Source organism: Halostagnicola sp. A56, assembly GCF_000691505.1.
Lineage (GTDB): Archaea > Halobacteriota > Halobacteria > Halobacteriales > Natrialbaceae > Halostagnicola.
Genome location: NZ_JMIP02000014.1, coordinates 162651 through 180292 on the forward strand (window position 1 = coordinate 162651; position 17642 = coordinate 180292).

Annotated in this window: 17 protein-coding genes and 2 pseudogenes; 12 read left to right on the top strand and 7 right to left on the bottom strand. The window is 65.0% G+C overall.

Features of this window, described 5'->3' with window-relative positions:
• Positions 1 to 21: 21 nt before the first annotated feature.
• Together EL22_RS02645 and EL22_RS02650 are read left to right on the top strand one after the other, a co-directional pair.
• Positions 22 to 990: a D-2-hydroxyacid dehydrogenase gene (locus tag EL22_RS02645; protein ID WP_197075828.1), complete on the top strand. Its 969-nt coding sequence runs from the start codon at positions 22 to 24 to the stop codon at positions 988 to 990.
• A gap of 91 nt (positions 991 to 1081) precedes the next feature.
• Positions 1082 to 1336 (top strand): hypothetical protein, encoded by a 255-nt coding sequence (locus tag EL22_RS02650; protein ID WP_050050033.1) that lies wholly within the window; start codon positions 1082 to 1084, stop codon positions 1334 to 1336.
• A 131-nt stretch (positions 1337 to 1467) separates the two neighbouring features.
• On the opposite strand, the gene asd is transcribed toward EL22_RS02650, so the two are convergent.
• On the bottom strand, positions 1468 to 2502 hold the full coding sequence (asd, locus tag EL22_RS02655) for an aspartate-semialdehyde dehydrogenase (protein WP_050050034.1): 1035 nt from the start codon (positions 2500 to 2502) through the stop codon (positions 1468 to 1470).
• A gap of 264 nt (positions 2503 to 2766) precedes the next feature.
• On the opposite strand from asd, the gene EL22_RS16995 reads away from it, so the two are divergent.
• Entirely contained in the window at positions 2767 to 3045 is a 279-nt protein-coding gene (locus EL22_RS16995; RefSeq protein ID WP_156184031.1) for a hypothetical protein, read from the top strand.
• A gap of 135 nt (positions 3046 to 3180) precedes the next feature.
• Here EL22_RS16995 and EL22_RS02665 read toward each other — a convergent pair whose 3' ends face one another.
• The 6 genes from EL22_RS02665 to EL22_RS02690 all read right to left on the bottom strand — a co-directional run bounded on the left by EL22_RS02665 (position 3181) and on the right by EL22_RS02690 (position 8478).
• On the bottom strand, positions 3181 to 3372 hold the full coding sequence (locus tag EL22_RS02665; RefSeq protein ID WP_049952737.1) for a 30S ribosomal protein S17e: 192 nt from the start codon (positions 3370 to 3372) through the stop codon (positions 3181 to 3183).
• 115 nt (positions 3373 to 3487) lie between these two features.
• Positions 3488 to 4162, bottom strand: a complete 675-nt coding sequence (locus EL22_RS02670) for a DUF447 domain-containing protein (RefSeq protein WP_050050036.1) — start codon at positions 4160 to 4162, stop codon at positions 3488 to 3490.
• On the bottom strand, positions 4159 to 5010 hold the full coding sequence (locus EL22_RS02675) for a triphosphoribosyl-dephospho-CoA synthase (protein ID WP_050050037.1): 852 nt from the start codon (positions 5008 to 5010) through the stop codon (positions 4159 to 4161). The genes EL22_RS02670 and EL22_RS02675 overlap by 4 nt, the downstream gene beginning before the upstream one ends.
• A 70-nt stretch (positions 5011 to 5080) precedes the next feature.
• A complete protein-coding gene (locus EL22_RS02680; RefSeq protein WP_050050038.1) occupies positions 5081 to 5836 on the bottom strand; it encodes a dihydropyrimidine dehydrogenase in 756 nt (251 codons plus the stop codon).
• Positions 5837 to 5842: 6 nt separating this feature from the next.
• Positions 5843 to 6835, bottom strand: coding sequence for a 2-phospho-L-lactate transferase (gene cofD / locus EL22_RS02685; RefSeq protein WP_050050039.1), 993 nt, complete (start codon positions 6833 to 6835; stop codon positions 5843 to 5845).
• A 65-nt stretch (positions 6836 to 6900) separates the two neighbouring features.
• The gene (locus tag EL22_RS02690) at positions 6901 to 8478 is read right to left on the bottom strand and encodes a hypothetical protein (RefSeq protein WP_050050040.1); all 1578 of its coding nucleotides are present in this window, start codon (positions 8476 to 8478) and stop codon (positions 6901 to 6903) included.
• 179 nt (positions 8479 to 8657) lie between these two features.
• Here EL22_RS02690 and ligA point away from each other — a divergent pair.
• The 9 genes and pseudogenes from ligA to EL22_RS02745 all read left to right on the top strand — a co-directional run bounded on the left by ligA (position 8658) and on the right by EL22_RS02745 (position 17620).
• Positions 8658 to 10432, top strand: a pseudogene (ligA, locus tag EL22_RS02695) (ATP-dependent DNA ligase LigA).
• 75 nt (positions 10433 to 10507) lie between these two features.
• Complete coding sequence (gene hisC / locus EL22_RS02700; protein WP_050050041.1) at positions 10508 to 11668, top strand: histidinol-phosphate transaminase; 1161 nt, start codon at positions 10508 to 10510, stop codon at positions 11666 to 11668.
• Positions 11665 to 12225: an adenylate kinase family protein gene (locus tag EL22_RS02705; RefSeq protein ID WP_050050042.1), complete on the top strand. Its 561-nt coding sequence runs from the start codon at positions 11665 to 11667 to the stop codon at positions 12223 to 12225. Before hisC ends, EL22_RS02705 begins: the two co-directional genes overlap by 4 nt.
• Positions 12222 to 12836, top strand: a complete 615-nt coding sequence (locus EL22_RS02710; protein ID WP_050050043.1) for a CDP-alcohol phosphatidyltransferase family protein — start codon at positions 12222 to 12224, stop codon at positions 12834 to 12836. The genes EL22_RS02705 and EL22_RS02710 overlap by 4 nt, the downstream gene beginning before the upstream one ends.
• Before the next feature lie 97 nt (positions 12837 to 12933).
• The gene (locus EL22_RS15825; protein WP_082146676.1) at positions 12934 to 13491 is read left to right on the top strand and encodes a multiprotein bridging factor aMBF1; all 558 of its coding nucleotides are present in this window, start codon (positions 12934 to 12936) and stop codon (positions 13489 to 13491) included.
• A 118-nt stretch (positions 13492 to 13609) separates the two neighbouring features.
• Complete coding sequence (gene tpiA, locus EL22_RS02725; RefSeq protein ID WP_050050046.1) at positions 13610 to 14254, top strand: triose-phosphate isomerase; 645 nt, start codon at positions 13610 to 13612, stop codon at positions 14252 to 14254.
• 330 nt (positions 14255 to 14584) lie between these two features.
• Positions 14585 to 15004 (top strand): DUF3054 domain-containing protein, encoded by a 420-nt coding sequence (locus EL22_RS02730; protein ID WP_050050047.1) that lies wholly within the window; start codon positions 14585 to 14587, stop codon positions 15002 to 15004.
• A 680-nt stretch (positions 15005 to 15684) separates the two neighbouring features.
• Positions 15685 to 16965, top strand: a pseudogene (gene glyS / locus EL22_RS02740) (glycine--tRNA ligase); the annotation flags it as partial.
• A 70-nt stretch (positions 16966 to 17035) separates the two neighbouring features.
• A complete protein-coding gene (locus EL22_RS02745; protein ID WP_050050049.1) occupies positions 17036 to 17620 on the top strand; it encodes a dolichol kinase in 585 nt (194 codons plus the stop codon).
• The last annotated feature ends 22 nt before the right edge of the window (positions 17621 to 17642 follow it).

A 17642-nucleotide genomic window follows, 5' to 3' on the forward strand; every position in this document is an offset into this window, starting at 1 on the left:
GCACCGCACGACAGCACGCGTATGGCCGACGACGTCGACGTCCTCGTCCTTCGACGGGGAACACACGGGATGCCGGTCGAACAGTACGCGGAGACGCTACGGGAGCGACTTCCGAACCGAACCGTCGAACTCGCTCGCACGCCCGCCGAAGAGCGCGAGAAAATCCGCGATGCGACCTTCGCGACCGGCATGACTCTCGAGGACGACCTGCTCGAGGAAGCAAAAGACCTCGAGGTCTTTGCCTGTGCGTACGCCGGGACCGGCCACCTGCCGCTCGAGAAACTCCGCGAGCGCGGGGTTCGCGTGACGAACGCCTCGGGCGTCCACGGACCGAACATCGGCGAGCACGTCCTCGGTGTGATACTGCACTTCACCCGACGGTTCCACGAGGCCCAGCGCCGCCAGCGACGGCGGGAATGGCGTCACTACCAGGCCACCGAACTCCAGGGTTCGACCGTCACCGTCGTCGGACTCGGCGGGATCGGGGAGGCCGTCTGTCAGCGTCTCGAGCCGTTCGGCGTCGAAACGGTCGGCGTGCGGTACTCCCCCGAGAAGGGCGGCCCCGCAGACGACGTGATCGGGTTCGGAACGGACGCCTTCGAGGCGGCGCTCGCTCGAACCGACTACCTCGTGCTCGCTTGCCCGCTCACCGACACCACTCGCGGACTGATCGGTCACGAGGAGTTCGTCACGCTCGATCCCGACGCGGTCGTCGTGAACGTCGCGCGCGGACCCGTGATCGACACGGACGCACTCGTCGAGGCGCTGCGCTCGAGTTTGATCCGCGGTGCGTCGCTGGACGTGACCGATCCAGAACCGCTCCCGGAAGACCATCCGCTCTGGGGGCTCGGGAACGTCCAGATCACGCCCCACAACGCGGGGCACACGCCGAAGTACTACGAGCGACTCGCGGATATCGTCGCGGCGAACGTCGAGCGGATCGAGCGATCCGGCTGGGACGCGGACCTCGAGAACCGCGTTTCGCTCTGAGCGGGCGGAGACGCGACGTGGCCCGACTCGGAATTTTCCAGCTACTGGTCCCCAATGTATTTACTTGCATAACCGAAAGCGTATACCGACTATGACGGTCCTCTCGACGGAAGACGAAGGGAAGTTCCTCATGGACATCCGCGGCGAACAGATCGGTATCGTCACCGAGGTCGATGCCATCGAACAGGTCGCCTTCGTCGACCCCGAACCGAATCTCACGAACGCCTGGATCCAGAGTCTCGGCTTCGGCGAAGCCGGCGAGGACGATATCCAGGTTCCCGCCGATAACGTCGTGACGGTCACCGACTCCGAACTCCGAGTCGACGCCGATCTGAGTAGCGAGTAGTCCGAGACTGCGCCGCCCGCATTTTCTTCACCCACGTAGCTACTGGGCCCCTTCGCGAGTACGTAGCCAGGGCTCTTCGAATCGTCCAAAATCGTGTCTCGTCACACCTCGAGAACCAGCGCCGGGACGATCTAGAGGTAGCCGTTCTCGAGCAACAGTTCGCCGTTGAGCACGCTCGCGCCGGCGGCACCGCGGATGGTGTTGTGTGCGAGACAATTGTACTGGAGTCCGAACGGCGACTCGCGGATACCGCCCGCGGCGATCGCCATGCCGCCGCCGAGCGTTCGGTCCATCCGCGGCTGGGGCCGGTCCGGCTCCGAGAAGACGTGGATGAGCGGGTCCGGCGAGGAGGGGAGTTCGAGCGGCGGGTACGATTCCATGGCCGCCGCGGCGTCGTCGGCCGAGATGTCCTCGTCCGTTTCCACCCAGACGTTCTCGAGGTGGCCGTCGATGGTCGGGATACGGTTACACGAGGCCGCGACCTCGACGCTGTTTTCCGTGAGGGAAGCACCGTCGAAGTCGCCAAGCAGTTTTCGCGATTCGGTCTCGAGTTTGTCCTCCTCGCTGCCGATGTGGGGGATCGCGTTGTCGATGATCTCCATCGACGTGACGCCGTCGTAGCCCGCCCCCGAAACGGCCTGCAGGGTCGAGACGTGGACGCTCTCGAGGCCGAACTGCGCGAGCGCGGCGAGCGTCGGAACGAAGGTGATCGTCGAGCAGTTAGGGTTTTTGACCATCGCGCCGTCCCAGCCGCGCTCGTCGCGCTGGACCTCGAGTAAGTCGAGGTGGTCCGCGTTGACCTCCGGAATGACGAGCGGAACGTCCGCGTCCATCCGCGCGTTCGAGGAGTTCGACGAGAGCACGTACCCCGCGTTACAGAAGTCCGGTTCGACCTCTGCGCCGACGCTCGAGGGGAGCGACGAGAAAAGGAGGTCCACGTCGTCCGGAACCGAACTCGGTTCGGTGGCCTGGACCGTCATGTCCGCGACGTCGGTCGGAATCGGGGAGTCGACGCGCCACTTCGCCGCGTCGCGATAGGACCGGCCGGCGCTCGAGTCGCTCGCCGTCAGCGCCGCGATTTCGAAGGACGGATGCGGATCGAGTAGCTGGATCAGTCGCTGGCCGACAGCGCCCGTTGCACCGAGAACGCCTACACGTACAGTCATTTTCCGCACCTCGGGTTTGGGTGCGCAAAACCGTTTGGATTTCACTCGCATACTGGTGCTGTGACGGACGAACATGATCGGTGTTCCACGAGCAAAATCGGGCGACACCCGGAGCGCATAGAAGAGATTAAGAAAACGGAGCCAAACAGTACGTTAAATGCACCACGATACTCACACGCGTTCGATCGCGGCGACCCGGATCGACGATGGTCGCGTTTCGGCCTGTTCCGGCCAGTCACTCGCTCGCTCGGCGGGGTGGTCCCGATGAGCGAATCGACCGCTGATTCGCCGGCAATCGGGCCGTTCGAGGGCGGCTTCGGTATCGGCGCTGCTGTCGTCGGTGTCGTCAGTATCCTCTTCGGCGCGTTCGCGGGGTACGAGGGGTACATGGGGGGTGGAATGGTCGTGCAGGGCGTCGAACCGATGAGCGAGCCGTTGTTGCAGGGGATCGTTCTCCTCGCGTTCGCCTTCGCGTTCGGGGTCGCCGCGCTGTTTGTCGGCGCGTACATGGAACCCGGCGTGCGCGGAGACCAGGGACACTAACCTCTTACCCGGCTCTGAACTACAGTGTTCGATTCGAGACGCCTCTTGTATCGGATCCAGTTATCGGAGCGATTCCCGGAGCGAACGCTGTGTCGATCTTTAGTCTCGAGCGCCGCGAGTTACGTGCCGTAAAATTCAGGCCGCGACCTGACCGCTTTTCTTTCGCGTGACGTAGCCGGCGATGCGGTTTCGTACGCCCTTGGATTCGATGTTCGTCAGCTTCTCGACGCTGTCTTTGTTCTGTTCGAAATCGGTCGTGAACGCGTCCGGATACTGCTCGAGCAGGAGCGTCCCCGTCTTTTTGACGTAGGCCGGTTTGATTGCCATAGTGGACGGTTCCGTCTAGAGGGCCTTAATTTGCTCCCTTTTGATCCGATCACGGTCACACCTGATGCCCAGACGTTCCCCGAAACCCTCCCGGCAACAGACCGATGGTGCCGTTTTACCAGTTCACGCGCTCGTGTACACGCGAGAGCGCCTCCCGCTCGCGGTCGCTGCCGGCCCGGTCGACGACCGACTCGTAGTACTCGAGGCGATCACGAAGCACGGATTCGTCGTAGCCCTCGACCCCGAGTCTCGAGGCGGCGACGGTCGCTTCGACGACAGCACCGAACCCGCGGTTTATCGTCGGCACAATTTCGGTTTCGACGGCCGACTCGAGCGGGTCGAGTCGCCACGCTTCCCACCGCGTTCCGTCCTCGGTCCCGGACTCGATTCGCTCGACCGACACCCGAACCCACGCGTCTGCCGACTCGAGTGTCGGTTCCTCGAGTTCGAAAATCGAGAGCGCGGCGTCGACGAAGTCGACGGGATCGCGCGTAAACTGGACGTAGCCGACGCCTTGTCTGTGGAAGTTGCGCCGCGTTCTCGTGTTGCCCCACGTGCGCGCGGTCACGCTGATATCGTGCTCACTCGCCTCGTTGGCGTGCTGGTGCTTCGTTCCGGTCCCGTATTTGTCCCAATCTGCTGGCTCTGGCTCGGCGAACAGTCCAAGTGCAGCGGCGTTCCAGCGACCGTTGGGTCCGAGCGTGGTGACGACCGTTTCGGTCACGCCCTCGAGCGTGACCGGCCACTCGGCGTTGTCGTGGTTGTCCACCCTGTCGCCAGCGCCGCTCATAGTTCGACCAGTTCGTTCTCGAGAGCGATGAACAACCCGGCGGCGACCAGATCCGCGGTCGTGCCCGGATTGATCCCTCGCGAAACCAGGTCGTCGGCGAACGATTCGACTGCCTCCCGGTCGGCCGCCTCGCCGTCGGCTCGAGTCAACTCGGCGGCCCGATTCACGACGTTCGTCGCGGTCTCCTCGCCGCGGCGTTTCGAGACGAGCGTGTCCGGCCGTTCCGCGAGGGCGGCCAGAAAGGCACTCGCGGCGCGGTCGGCGATCGGACCTCGCGCCCCAGCGATTCTATCGGCGATGTCGAACGAGCGCTCGAACCCTGTCACCCACTCGCGAGCGACGTCGTCGCCGGGAACGCTTCGATCCATCACGTCGCGGAGCGTGAGCCCCCGCTCTTCGAGCGCCGGAGCGGCGCCGCTTCCGCGTCGAACGTCGAGTGCCTCGAGTTCGGGGTCGGGTTCGGAAACGAAGACGTCGACGTGTTCAAACGCTCGGTAAAAGGCTTTTGCATCCGCGACGGTGGTGTCCGCGACGACCGACTCGGCGGCCGACCGCGAGAGTCCGTCGCCTGCCGCCTTCACGAGCGGAACGAGCAACAACAGGGCCCCGAACTGCGTGTTCCCCCCGCCCTGTTCGGCCATCCCTTCGACGGCGCGTTCGAACGACGGGCCGACCGACTCGCCCGACGCGGCCATTCGGAGGCCGTTCTGTGCCCCGACTGCACCCGCGAGGAAGTGTTCGAACAGCAGATCCTCGAGGTCCCGGTGCCGATCGACGTTGCCCGGTTTCGGCGTTCCGGCGACTTCGAGCAACAGCGCGAGTTCCGCGTTCTGGGAGGCGCTTCGCATATGCACTGTCGTCGACTCTGTCGGCCGGCGGCTTAGGACTTGTTGGAAACGCACGGATAGCCCGGTGGACTCATCGCGGGACCGATCCCCGCTCGAGACCGAGGTGTGAGTTGACGGCGTTTCGGACGCGCTCGAGGACGATCGGGTTGTCGCTCGGCCGGCCGACGCTGACCGCGTCGGCCCCGTGATCGGCGTACTCGCGAACTGTCGGCTCGTCGCGAACGCCGTTGTTCGCGATGACGTACAGGCCCGTCTCGGCGACGATGTCGGCGATTACCGACTCGGAATCCATCGCGTCGACGTGTACGAACGCCGCGCCGGCGTCCTCGAGTTCGCTCGCGAGCGTCGGCAAGTCGACGCCGGGAACCTCCGCACGCACTTTGACGCCCGTCGTCGCCCCCGTCTCGGTCGCCGTCTCGACGTACGATCGAAGGCGGTCCGTGTCGGCGAGCAGTCGCTCGCCGCAGCCGACGGCACACAGCTCGTCTTGTCGACAGTGTGCGTTGATCTCCAGCAACGCCTCTCGATCCCGACAGACGCGAGCGGCGGGCACGAGTGCTTCCGCCGTCGTCGTTCGAACGTTGACCGCAGGCCGCATCGGGACCGACTCGAGGGCCTCGAGCTGGCGGTCGACGAACGCGAACGGGTCCGCCGGCAGGAACTCGTTGCGGTCGCGCTCGACGAGTTCACGGGCCGCCGTCCGAGACCGTTCGTCGATCGCGATGCCGCCGAGAAACGCACAGCCGGCGAACGGTGCGCCCGTCCGCGCCCAGTCGGCGTCCGCCTCACCGCTGAGACTCGCTAGCGCGAGTGGTGGGGAGAACATACTGGTTCACTCGACCCGTTCGATGGCGTTCGCCACCGTTCGAACGACGCGTTCGGCGTCGTCACTCGAGTCGATCCTGATGTCGGTTCGAATCGTGGGCTGGTCGAACTCGGTGTCGTCGGCCTCGTCGACGACGAACGCGTCGGCGAACGGGTAGGTCTCCGCGAGTCCGGCGGTCGAGGGCTCCGCGCCCGCGGCGTCCATCAACTGCCCGGCGGGGCCGGAGAACGCTTCGTCTCCGAGAAACGGCGAGACGACGACGACCGGCGTCTGCCCGAGCGCGTCGGCGAACCCCGGAATTGAAAGCATCGGGCCGATGCTGGTCACTGGATTCGACGGCCCGATCACGACCGGATCCGCGAGCGCCTCGAGCACGCCCGGGGCGGGGTCTGCGTCGTCAGATCCTCGGAACTCGACGTCCTCGACCGCGGGTTCTGCGTTCCATCCGACCCAGTACTCCTGAAAGTGCATCGTCCTGTCCTCGGTGTGGACGAGGCTGGCGATGGAATCGTCGCTCATCGGCAGCAGATCGAACGGGACCTCGAACGCCGACGCCAGGGACGCGATCGCCTCGCTTAGGCTCCGTCCCTGATCGAGGAGGCTGGTTCGCGTGATGTGGACCGCGCGGTCGCGGTCGCCGATCGTCATGAATTCGCCGACGCCCGAAAAGCGCCGCCAGTCGGCGATCGCTCGACCGGCGGTCTGTCGGTCGTCCGGGAGGTACTGCGGGCCGGTCGGGAGGTCCGCCGCGTCGGCGATCTCGAGCAGTTCGGCGTTCGTTCGGTGGCTGTCGCCGTCGATCCCCCACCAGGTCTCGCGGTCGAGCACGTCGCCGCCCTGAAAGAGTAGTGTATCGATGTCCGGGCAGACGAGCAATCCGCCGAGTTCGATGTCGTCGCCGGTGTTGACGACGACCGTCACGTCGTCCGGTGAGAATGCGGCATCCACTCCGTCGAGCAACTTCGGCGTCCCGGTACCGCCGGAGAGGAACGTAACCATACGCACACACGCGTCCGGCGGTACTTAGTCCCTTTCAGGCCGTTCCGTGGGGACCCGGCCGCGGCTCACTCGCCCGCCCAATCCGCGAAGCTTCCCTCGAGAAGCGTCTCCGATTGTCGATCGACGTACGCGCGTTGCATCGACTCGATCGCCGTCTCGAGGTCGTCGCCTTCCTCGAGCGCGCGACGCACTCGATCGTGTTTCCACTGCGCTGGCGTGAGTCCCTGCCGGACGCGGTGTCTGAGTGGGTAGAGGTACTTTGCGGCTTCTTCCTCGGTGAGTCCGCGGTTGGTCAGTCCGTCTTCCGCGTGGGCCAGCAGGTCGTCGTACAATTCGAACGTGTCGGTCGTCTCCTTGCCATCGTTGGTGATCCACGTCATGTTCGCGTCGAGCCCCGACTGCATCGCCGCGTAGAAGTTCTCGTGGGCGTGTTCCCAGTCGAGTTCGTAGACCGGGTGCTCGAGGCGGACCAGGCTCTCGAGCAGTCCGGCGAAAGCGGCCTGGAAGGCGACCGAATCCCGAACCGTCGGCTGGGCGGGGATCGGGCGGAACTCGATGCGGGCGTTTGCCGCCGAGCGCGTCGCGCCGTCGAAGACGGGCCGGACCCAGCGCCAGTAGGTGCCGTGTTTGCGTCGGAAGTGCGGGAACTGGTCGTCGAAGCGGTCGCCGGTTTCGACTGGCATCGGCACGAGCGTGTCGTCCTCGACGATCCGCTCGATCGCCTCCTCGACCTGCCCCAGGTCGCGTGGGAACCGCACCTTCCCCTCAGAGGTGTGGCGCTCGTTGAGCACGGATTCGAAGACGCTGATTCGGTGTTCCATCCACGCGTCCGCGAGGACGTCCTCGGGCGCGACGCCCTCGTCGTAACAGTCCGCGGGGAAAAACGGGGAGTTGACGCCGAGCGCGAGCAGCGGGCCGGCGATGCGAAGCGCGTAGTTGAAATACAGCGGGAGGTCGATCGCGTGGGGTACCTGATAGTGGGGCTGGATCGACGTGATGAGGCTCTCGGGCATGACGGTGTCGGCCTCGAGAGACACGTTCGGGGCGTCGATCTCCATGGCGGCCGACTGGGCGCGGTCGGTGTTGGCCATCGCGTGGTACCGGCCCGAGTCGCTCATGTTCGTCGCGATTCGGATCTGCTGGCCGTCTCCTTGCCCGGTCGCTTCACTGTCGTCGCTCCCGTTGGCAACCGTCCGTTCGACGCTATCCGTGAGGTATGTCGTCGCGTCCTCGCCCTCGGGCGGGATCGTCCACATGGCGTCGCTGACGAGGCGCATCCTCTCCGAGTTGGTGACGTCCAGGGCCGTCCGCAGGCGGGCTTTGACCTCCGACTCCTGGGCTCGAAGCCCGTCTGCGTTCAGCGGCTGCGGGCTCGTCGTCATCTCCGCGTTGTGGAGTCCGAGTTCCTTCTCGAACCCGATCAACTCGAGGAGCCGGCGGGGTACCCGGCGGAGCGAACACGCCTCGGATTCGATCGCGTAGAACTCGTACTCGAGGCCAACGATCGCCTGCGGGTTGTCGAAGACCCCGTCGTCGATCGCCTGGATAATCGTTTCGGCGTCAGCCTCGGCCCGAGAGCGAAACTCCTCGGCATCGACCGTCAGTACGTCCGCGACCCGCGCAGCGAGTTCCTCCTCTGGCATACCTGCGAGTGAGTGCCCGACTGCCTTGAAGGCACGCCCATCGAGACGGCGCAGGTGGCGCTGTCACACCGTCGGTCCTCGCGAGCGGCCGACGGCGAACGAGACCGCTTCCGCGAGCGTGAGTTCCGCCGTCGCGCCAGTCAATTCGTTTAACACGGCCAACTGCGTAGCCACCGCCGATGGAGTTCGCCACGTTCACGGAGCGGGCCGCCGCGATCGAAGCCGAGCCAGCGGATCTCGAGATCGTCGACCTCGTCCGAGCCCTCCTCGAGGAGAGTGCGGCAGGTGGCTCGAGTGACGAACGGGGGGACGGCGACCGGGCCGCGGACGAACTCGAAATACTCGTGCGGTTCGTACAGGGGCGGGTCTTTCCGGCGTGGGACTCAACCACACTCGATATCGGCCCGAGTTCGTGTTACGAAGCTATCGCTCGGGCCGCCGGCACGAACGTCGGTCCGGCCGACGTCGAGGATCGGCTTGCGGACCTCGGCGAGATCGGCGAGGTCGCCGCGAGCTACGAGTACGGTGGCCAGCAGGGACTGGGCGCGTTCACCGAATCAGCCGGCGGTGCGGACGAAGACGCGCTCACCGTCCGCGAGGTCGATCGAACGCTTCGCGATCTCGCCGCGGCGGACGGCGACGGCAGCGCCGACCGGAAGATCGACATCCTCTTCGGGCTGTTCAACCGCTGTGCGAGCGAGGAAGCCAGGTACCTCGCCAGACTCGTCCTCTCGGAGATGCGAATCGGCGTCGGCGAGGGCACCGTGCGGGACGCCATCGCGGCCGCGTTCGACGTGCCGACCGAGCGGGTCGAACGCGCCTTGCAGGTGTCGAACGACTACGGCCGGGTCGCTCGAGTCGCTCGCGAGGAGGGCCGGGAGGGACTGGACGCGATGGACCTCGAGGTCGGCCGACCGGTGCAGGCGATGCTCGCCCAGACGGGGACGGTGACCGACGCCTCGAGGAGTGGCCCGAAGCCGCCGTCGAGTGGAAGTACGACGGCGCGCGAGTGCAGCTTCACTACGACCCCGGCGCTGGGGAACCGAGCGCGTCCACGTCCGAGACGCGCGTCTTCTCGAGGAACATGGAGGACGTGACGGACGCGCTTCCGGAGGTCGTCGAGTTCGCCGAGCAGCGACTGGATCGGCCGGCCATCCTCGACGGGGAGGTCGTTGCCGTCGACGAGTCGGGGTCGCCGCTTCCCTTTCAGGAAGTGCTCAAGCGCTTCCGACGGAAACACGATGTCGCGAAAGCCCGCGAGGACGTGACCGTCGAGCCGGTGTTCTTCGACTGTCTCCACGCCGACGGGACGGATTTGCTCGAGTCGCCGCTTACGGATCGACACGACCGACTCGTCGAGTTGCTCGCGGATGAGGAGGCGTCTGCTGTGGAGTCTCCCGGCGAGATTCGGGGGCTCTCGCTGCTCTGGCGAACGGACGATCCCGAGGAGATCGAGGCGATCGACGCCGACGCGCTCGAGGCCGGTCACGAGGGGATCATGCTCAAAGATCCCAACTCGACGTACTCGCCGGGGCGGCGCGGGAAACACTGGCGAAAGCGAAAACCCGACGTGGAGACGCTCGATTGTGTCGTGACCGGGGCCGAGTGGGGCGAGGGCCGACGCGCGACCTTCCTCGGCACCTTCGAACTCTCGGTTCGTACCGACGACTCCGGCGAGTCCCTCGAGACGGTCGGCAAGGTCGCGACGGGGATCACCGACGAGACGTTAGCGGATTTGACGGATCTGCTCGAGCCCCACATCGCGGCCGAGGAAGGACAGGAAGTGGAGTTAGCGTCCGAGGTCGTCTTCGAGGTCGGCTACGAGGAGGTTCAGTCCTCGCCGACGTACTCCTCGGGGTACGCGCTTCGCTTTCCGCGGTTTCAGGGCGTGCGCCACGACAAGGATCCGGCCGACGCGGACTCGCTCGAGCGTCTCGAGCGATTGCAAGCATAGGGGTCAGTGTCTCGAAGGAGGCGCGAGCGATCACATGTAAGCACCCTTAAGAGCCGCGGGAAACTGGATTCCCGTATGCAACCGCGCGATCTGTCCGACCACGTCGCATACCAGGCCGGTCGGGGGATCGAGGAGGTCGCCCGCGAACTCGGGCGTGATCCCGCCGAATTCATCAAACTCGCCTCCAACGAGAACCCCCACGGTCCCTCGCCCGCCGCCGTCGAGGCTATCCGAGAGACCGCCTCGAGCGTCAACGCCTATCCGAAAGCCGCCCACGCGGACCTCACCGCGGCTATCGCGGCCGAGTGGGGCGTCGACGACTCGCAGGTGTGGCTCGCCAACGGCGGCGACGGCGCGCTGGATTACCTCCACCGGGCGATGCTAGAACCCGACGACGCCGTGTTGGTCCCCGAACCGGGCTTCGCCTACTACGGCATGAGCGCCCGATTCCACCACGGCGCGGTCGAGACCTACGCCCTCGAGCGCGCTTCGGACTTCGAACAGACTGCCGACCCCGTGCTCGAGGCCTACGACGGCGAGCGGGTCGTCTACCTGACGAGCCCGCACAACCCGACGGGTACGACGATCGAACTCGCGGAAATCGAGCGTATCGCCGAGGAAACCGCCGAGGAAACCCTCGTCGTCGTCGACGAGGCCTACGGCGAGTTCGCCGGGGTCGACAGCGCGCTCGCGCTGACCCAGGGTCGCGACGGGTACGACGCTCGCGACGATGTCGCGATCGTGCGAACGTTCTCGAAGGCCTACGGCCTCGCCGGGGTCCGACTCGGCTACGCCGTCGTTCCCGAGGCGTGGGGTGATGCCTACGCGCGCGTGAACACCCCCTTCGCGGCGAGCGAACTGGCCTGCCGTGCTGGACTCGCGGCCTTCGACGACGACGAGCACGTCGAGCGAACCGTTGAAACGACCCTCGAGTCGCGCGAATACATGCGTGAGAACATCGACGCGCACGTCTGGCCGAGTGAGGGAAATTTCGTCCTCGTCGCCGTCGGCGACGCTTCAACCGTTGCCGAGGAGATGCAACAGCGGGGCGTCATCGTCCGCGACTGCACGAGTTTCGGTCTACCGGGATGTATCCGGATCACCTGCGGGACCGACGCCGAAACCGAACGCGCGGTCGAGACGCTGAACGGGGTCCTCGCGGATCTCGGACTCCCCGAGGGCGGGACGGTCGAGGACGCCGCGGACCCGAACGCGCCGGAGGTGTCCGACTCGTGAGAGTCGCCGTGACTGGAACCCCCGGAACCGGAAAAACCACCGCGACGGACGCGCTGGCGGCTCGAGCGGCCGCGGGAGATTCGCCGTCCGATCGGCTCGATATCGGCGATTCGACCCTCGAGGTCGTCCACTTGAACGAGGTGCTCGAAGACGAGGCGTTGTACACCGAAGTCGACGAGGACCGACAGAGCAAGGTCGCGGACATGGACGCGCTCGAGGCGTGGCTCGAGGGACGAGACGACGTGCTGATCGAGTCGCACCTCGCACACCACTTCGACGCCGACCGGGTCGCCGTGTTGCGATGCGAGCCGGAAACGCTCGAAACGCGACTCGCAGACCGCGGCGAGACGGCGGCCAAAGCGAGCGAGAACGCCGAAAGCGAAGCGCTCGACGTGATCCTCGGCGAAACCGTCGATCGGCACGGCCTCGAGTCGGTCTACGAGATCGACACGACGAATCGGACGCCCGAGGAAGTCGCCGATGCACTCTGTGCGGTCGTGACGGGCGAGCGCGAGCCGTCCGCGGGCGAAGTCGACTTCGTGGGGTATCTCACATGACGCTGGATCAGTTCAGGCCGTACATCTCGAAATTCCTAGATCCGTTCGTCAAGGGATTCGATCGGATCGGGATGACGCCGAACGGGGTCAGCGTACTGGCGTTCGGTATGGCTATCGCGGCGGCCGTCGCCTTCGCGCTCGGCGGTCGAGGCGATCCGATCTGGTTCGTCGCCGCGGCGTTTCTGGTCTTCGTCAACGGCTGGCTGGATATTATCGACGGCGCGCTCGCGCGCGAGCAAGACGTCGCGTCCGCCGGCGGTGACCTGCTCGATCACGTGCTGGATCGGTACGCCGACATCGTCGTCATCGCCGGACTGGCCGCCGGTATCGAGGACTACGTCCTCGGATTCCTCGCGGTCACCGGAGTCGTGATGACCTCCTACCTCGGGACGCAGGCACAGGCGGTCGGTCTGGACCGGGTCTACGGCGGCCTCGTCGGGAGAGCAGATCGGCTCGCGATCATCGGCGCTGTCGGCTTTCTCGCCTACCCGCTCGCTGACGTGACACCAGGTGGACTCACCGTCGTCGGCTGGCTGCTGGTCTTTCTCGGCGTCGTCGGACACCTCACTGCACTGCAGCGGTTTTACTACTCCTGGTCGGCGCTCGACTGATCGCGGTGCGCTCGAAGTGATCCTCGAGCGAAGCGCTCGTTTTGTCGCCTCGATGCTCGCCGCATGGTTTATCACGCGCCGGAATATAGACTCTCTCATGGTTCAGTGCGAAATGTGTGGCGCCGAGACGTCGTCCCCGAAAACGATCAAAGTTGAGGGTGCCAAGCTTGACGTGTGTTCGGATTGCACAGATTTCGGCACCGAGGTGAAGACGGGTTCCTCGAGTTCGAGTACGTCGACGAAGTATTCGACGGGTTCGAGCTCCGGCGGCTCTTCGGGCTCGAGTTCGAGCGCCAACGCCTCGAGTTCGACTTCGAGCGGTTCCGCGAGTTCCGGCGGGTCGACCCGCCGGACGGACATGTTCGACGACATGGACGAGATCGCGACCGACTACGACGACCGGATCCGTCAGGCTCGCGAACAGAAGGGACTCAGCCAGTCGGAACTCGCGAACGAACTCAACGAGAAGGCGAGTCTCATCACCAAACTCGAGCGCGGCGATACGCTCCCGACCGACAGCGTGCAGTCGAAACTCGAGAAGTTCCTCGACGTGAGCCTCTCCGGCGAGGTCGGCTCGAGCGAGGACGCCGACTGGGACGGCGGCTCCGCGAGCGGGAGTTACACCCTCGGCGACGTGGTCAAGCGAAAGGACTGATCGGACTCGCTTCGGCGGTACACCTCTCGATCATAGTCGTACTTCGGACCGTTTCGTCGACCCATCGATCCGCACGACTGTCGAAACCTCTTTCCGTTCTCGCGGGCCTGTCTCGGGTATGTTCATCCTCGTCAATTTGAAGACGTATCCGTGTGACCCGGTCGCCGTCGCGGAAGCCGTTCGCGACGTCGACGAGGAAACCGACGCACGACTCGCCGTTGCACCGCAGGCCGCTCACGTCGAGCGGGTCGCCGCGACGGGCGTCGAGACGTGGGCCCAGCACGTCGATCCGATCGACCACGGCAGCAACACGGGCCACGCGCTGGCCGAATCGCTCGCCGAAGTCGGTGCCGAGGGAACGCTCATCAATCACTCCGAAAAGCGGCTGAAACTCGCGGATATCGACGGCTCGATTCGCGCCGCCGAGCGCGCCGGACTCGAGACCATCGTCTGTGCGAACAATCCCGCACAGATCGCTGGGAGTGCAGCACTCGGACCGGACGCCGTCGCCGTCGAGCCGCCGGAACTCATCGGTACGGGAACGCCGGTCAGTCAGGCAGATCCCGACATCGTCGAGGATGCAGTCGCCGCGGCCGACAGTGTCGACGACGACGTTTCGGTCCTCTGTGGCGCGGGAATCAGCACGGGCGAGGACGTGGTCTCCGCCGGGGATCTCGGTGCGGAGGGCGTGTTGCTCGCGAGCGGCGTCGCGAAAGCGGACGATCCCGCTGTTGCGCTCGCCGATCTCGTCGACCCGCTCTGAGTCACTGACGCCCCCCGTGTGTTTCTCACCGCCGGCACGCGAGCCACCGCTCGAGTTGTCGTGGCGGTAGGCCGCCCGTACTACCCGTCGATCAGTAGTGTAGACACACTGTCGCGTCGAAAGCAACCAGTAACAAATACGCGCCGGCACGGATACCTCCCCGTGCGAGGCCTGCCCTCGCACGTCGGCACTGTCCGTTGGACGACTCTCGGCTCCCTCGCCGAGACCCCTCCTCCTGTCTTTCGTGGTTCTCGAGTCGTCTCCGTAGCCTCAGTCACGCTCACCGCGGAAACCGTGGGACACAATAGGTATGGGGACCCAGTGAGAGACATGAGCACCGATACTCGAGGACGAACCGTCTCGGCCGTCCTTTCGCGCGAACGGCTCGGCATTGTGGCGGTCGATATCGTCGCAGTCGCCGGCCTCGTCACGTACGGGTACCTCCACCATAGCGAGGATCCGCTGGCGAACCCGCTCGGCGCGCTCGAGCCGATCACCCCGTTTCTCATCGGGTGGACGATAACCGCTCTGCTGGCCGGCCTCTATGCGAAGGAAACCTACGCCGATCCGACTCGAGCGGTCCGATACACGGCTCTGGCCTGGATCGCCGGGGCGAATCTCGGCCTGATCATCCGCTCGTCGCCGCTTTTCGAGGGTGGTGGCGCGTTCCCGTTCAATCTCGTGATCACCGGTTTCGGTCTCGTCGTCCTCGTTCTCTGGCGTACGGCCGTCGCCGTCGCCCTGCGCTGAACTCGCAGCCGGCACTCACCCAACCCCACCGATCTTCATACGGGACTAGACATGTATAGTAGTGAATACATACGGTTTTCGAGGTCCGAACGGGTTCGGCATTCCGGCGGTCGTTAGTCTACCCGACTGATCGATCGGCCGTACCCGACCGAGTCTCGCGATTCGATGCGGATTATCTGTGCCCTATGCGTGTCAGTCTGTGTCCTTGGCCGCTTAATTGTTTGTGAGAAGAAATGTCCTTGGAGCGTATGGTATCTCCATAACTTACGAGTTATTTATAGAGTGGATTGGTATTTAGAACTGATCCAGTATCAAGCGACGACCCCATGGCGATGGCACCGACTCGATCGACGAACCGGGAGTAATCGTCGTTCACGCCCTCGACGTCTCCGAATCGCAAAAGCCAGTCGAGAGAATTATTGGCATCGGCGAGATACCCGTCGATGCTCGTTGCAACGTAGTACTGGGTCTTCATCCGTTCGATCACCTTAGAGGACGCCGTCTGTCGAAATAAAGCTCGTCTGCTCGTATCTCAACCTGTCCGCCATCGTACCACGCTCGTGATCAGTGCCCACAGCCACAAAACGACGAGATAGAGACCCGGTGCGGGACAACGAGGCTCTACGATCGATTAGAGCTGCTGTGAATTCTCTCTGCTATTCAGAGGTACTGCTATGTATATCAAAATGTACGCCCGGAACACGCTGCCGTTCGGCGTCACTCAGATCGGCCGAGCCTACCGCAACGAGATCAGTCCGCGGCGATCGATCATCCGCACCCGCGAGTTCACCCAGGCCGAACTCGAGTACTTCATCGACCCCGAAACGGACGAGCCGGACTTAGAGGCCGTCGAAGACGTCGAAGTGACGCTGTACCCAGCGGACGAGCAGAACGCTGACGACGGCGAAGAGATCCGGACGACCATCGGCGAGGCGGTCGAATCGGGGACGATCGCGAGTCCGTGGGTGGGCTACTTCCTCGGCGTCGCCAAACCGTGGTACGACGCGGTTGGCGTCGACATGGACCGGTTCCGGTTCCGCCAGCACCTCGCGGGCGAGCGCGCCCACTACGCCGCCGACTGCTGGGACGCCGAGGCGTTGATTGACGGGAGTGAGGAATCGCAAGATTCCGAACAACGGAAGTCGACGGAGTCGTCTTCCGGTTACTGGATCGAGATGGCCGGGTTCGCCTACCGCAGCGACTACGACCTCTCGAAACACGCCGAGCACTCGGAGGACCGCTTTACGGTCTTCCGGCAGTACGACGAGCCCAAAACCGTCGAGCGCGCGACCGTCGACCCCGACATGAGCTACCTGGGTCCGGAGTTCGGCGGCGACGCGCAGGCCGTCGTGGACGAACTCGAGGCCCTCGCAGAACGCGATCGGGCGGCCTTCGAGAACGAGACCGTCGAGATCGAACTCGAGGGCGAGGCCCACGAGATCCCGCTCGAGAAGACGGGCTTCGCCGTCGAGGAGCAGACCGAGGCCGGCGAACACATCGTCCCCCACGTCGTCGAACCCTCCTTCGGCGTCGACCGACTCGTCTACACCGTCCTCCACCACGCCTACCGCGAGGACGAGGTCGCCGGCGAGGAGCGGACCTACCTGGGACTCGAGCCGGAGGTCGCACCGACGTTCGTCGGCGTGTTCCCGCTGCAAAACGACGACGAACTCGAGGAGCTGGCCGAGGAGGTCGCCTCGACGCTGCGGGAGGCCGGATTAGCGGTCACCTACGACGACTCGGGGAACATCGGCCGGCGGTATCGCAGACAGGACGAGGTCGGCACGCCGTTCTGTGTGACCGTCGACTACGAGACGCTCGAAAACGAGGAAACCACCGTCACGGTTCGCGAGCGCGACTCGACCGACCAGAAACGCCTGCCGATCGATGGGATCGCGAACACGCTCACGGCGCTTCGGGCAGGCGAAGTCGCGTTCGACGACCTCGAGGCGGAACGGTAACTCGTCCGGGAATAAACGCTGTGACGGGTAACCGACGAACTGAAGGTCACGTGTTTCGAGGTTTCAGGGGATGGCCGACGAACTAAAGCGACGACTGGTCCACGCCAGCGGTTCCGGACTGGTTGCCCTCTACTTGCTCGCTTCTGCCCTCGATCTCGGGCTGACGTGGCCCCGGTTTCAGGCCCTCATGGTGGTCCTCGCGACCGGTGCGCTCGTCCTCGAGTTCCTGCGGCTGCAGGTGGGCCTCGACTGGCGACTCTACGACGTGCTCACCCGCGAGTACGAACAGGACAACCCCGCCGCCTACGCGCTGTACATGATCAGCATGGCCGCCGTCGTCGTCGTCTTCGAACCGGATATCGCCCTCCCGGCGATGTTGATGCTCGCGCTCGGCGACCCGATCAGCGGTGCGGTCTCCGACAACAGCCTCCAGCGGATCAAACCCCCGAAGGTCCTCGTCACGATGTTTCTCGTCTCGACGGTGATCGCGGTGCCGTTCATGGGACTCGTCGCCGCGATGGCCGCCGCGGTAGGCGCGACACTGGCCGACGGCGTCACCCTCGAGATCCGCACCTACATCGTCGACGACAATCTGACGATTCCGATCTACGCCGCCTGTCTGGCGTGGATCGCCCTCGAGTTCGTGCCGCTCTGAGGACTCGAGTCGCGCTGATCGT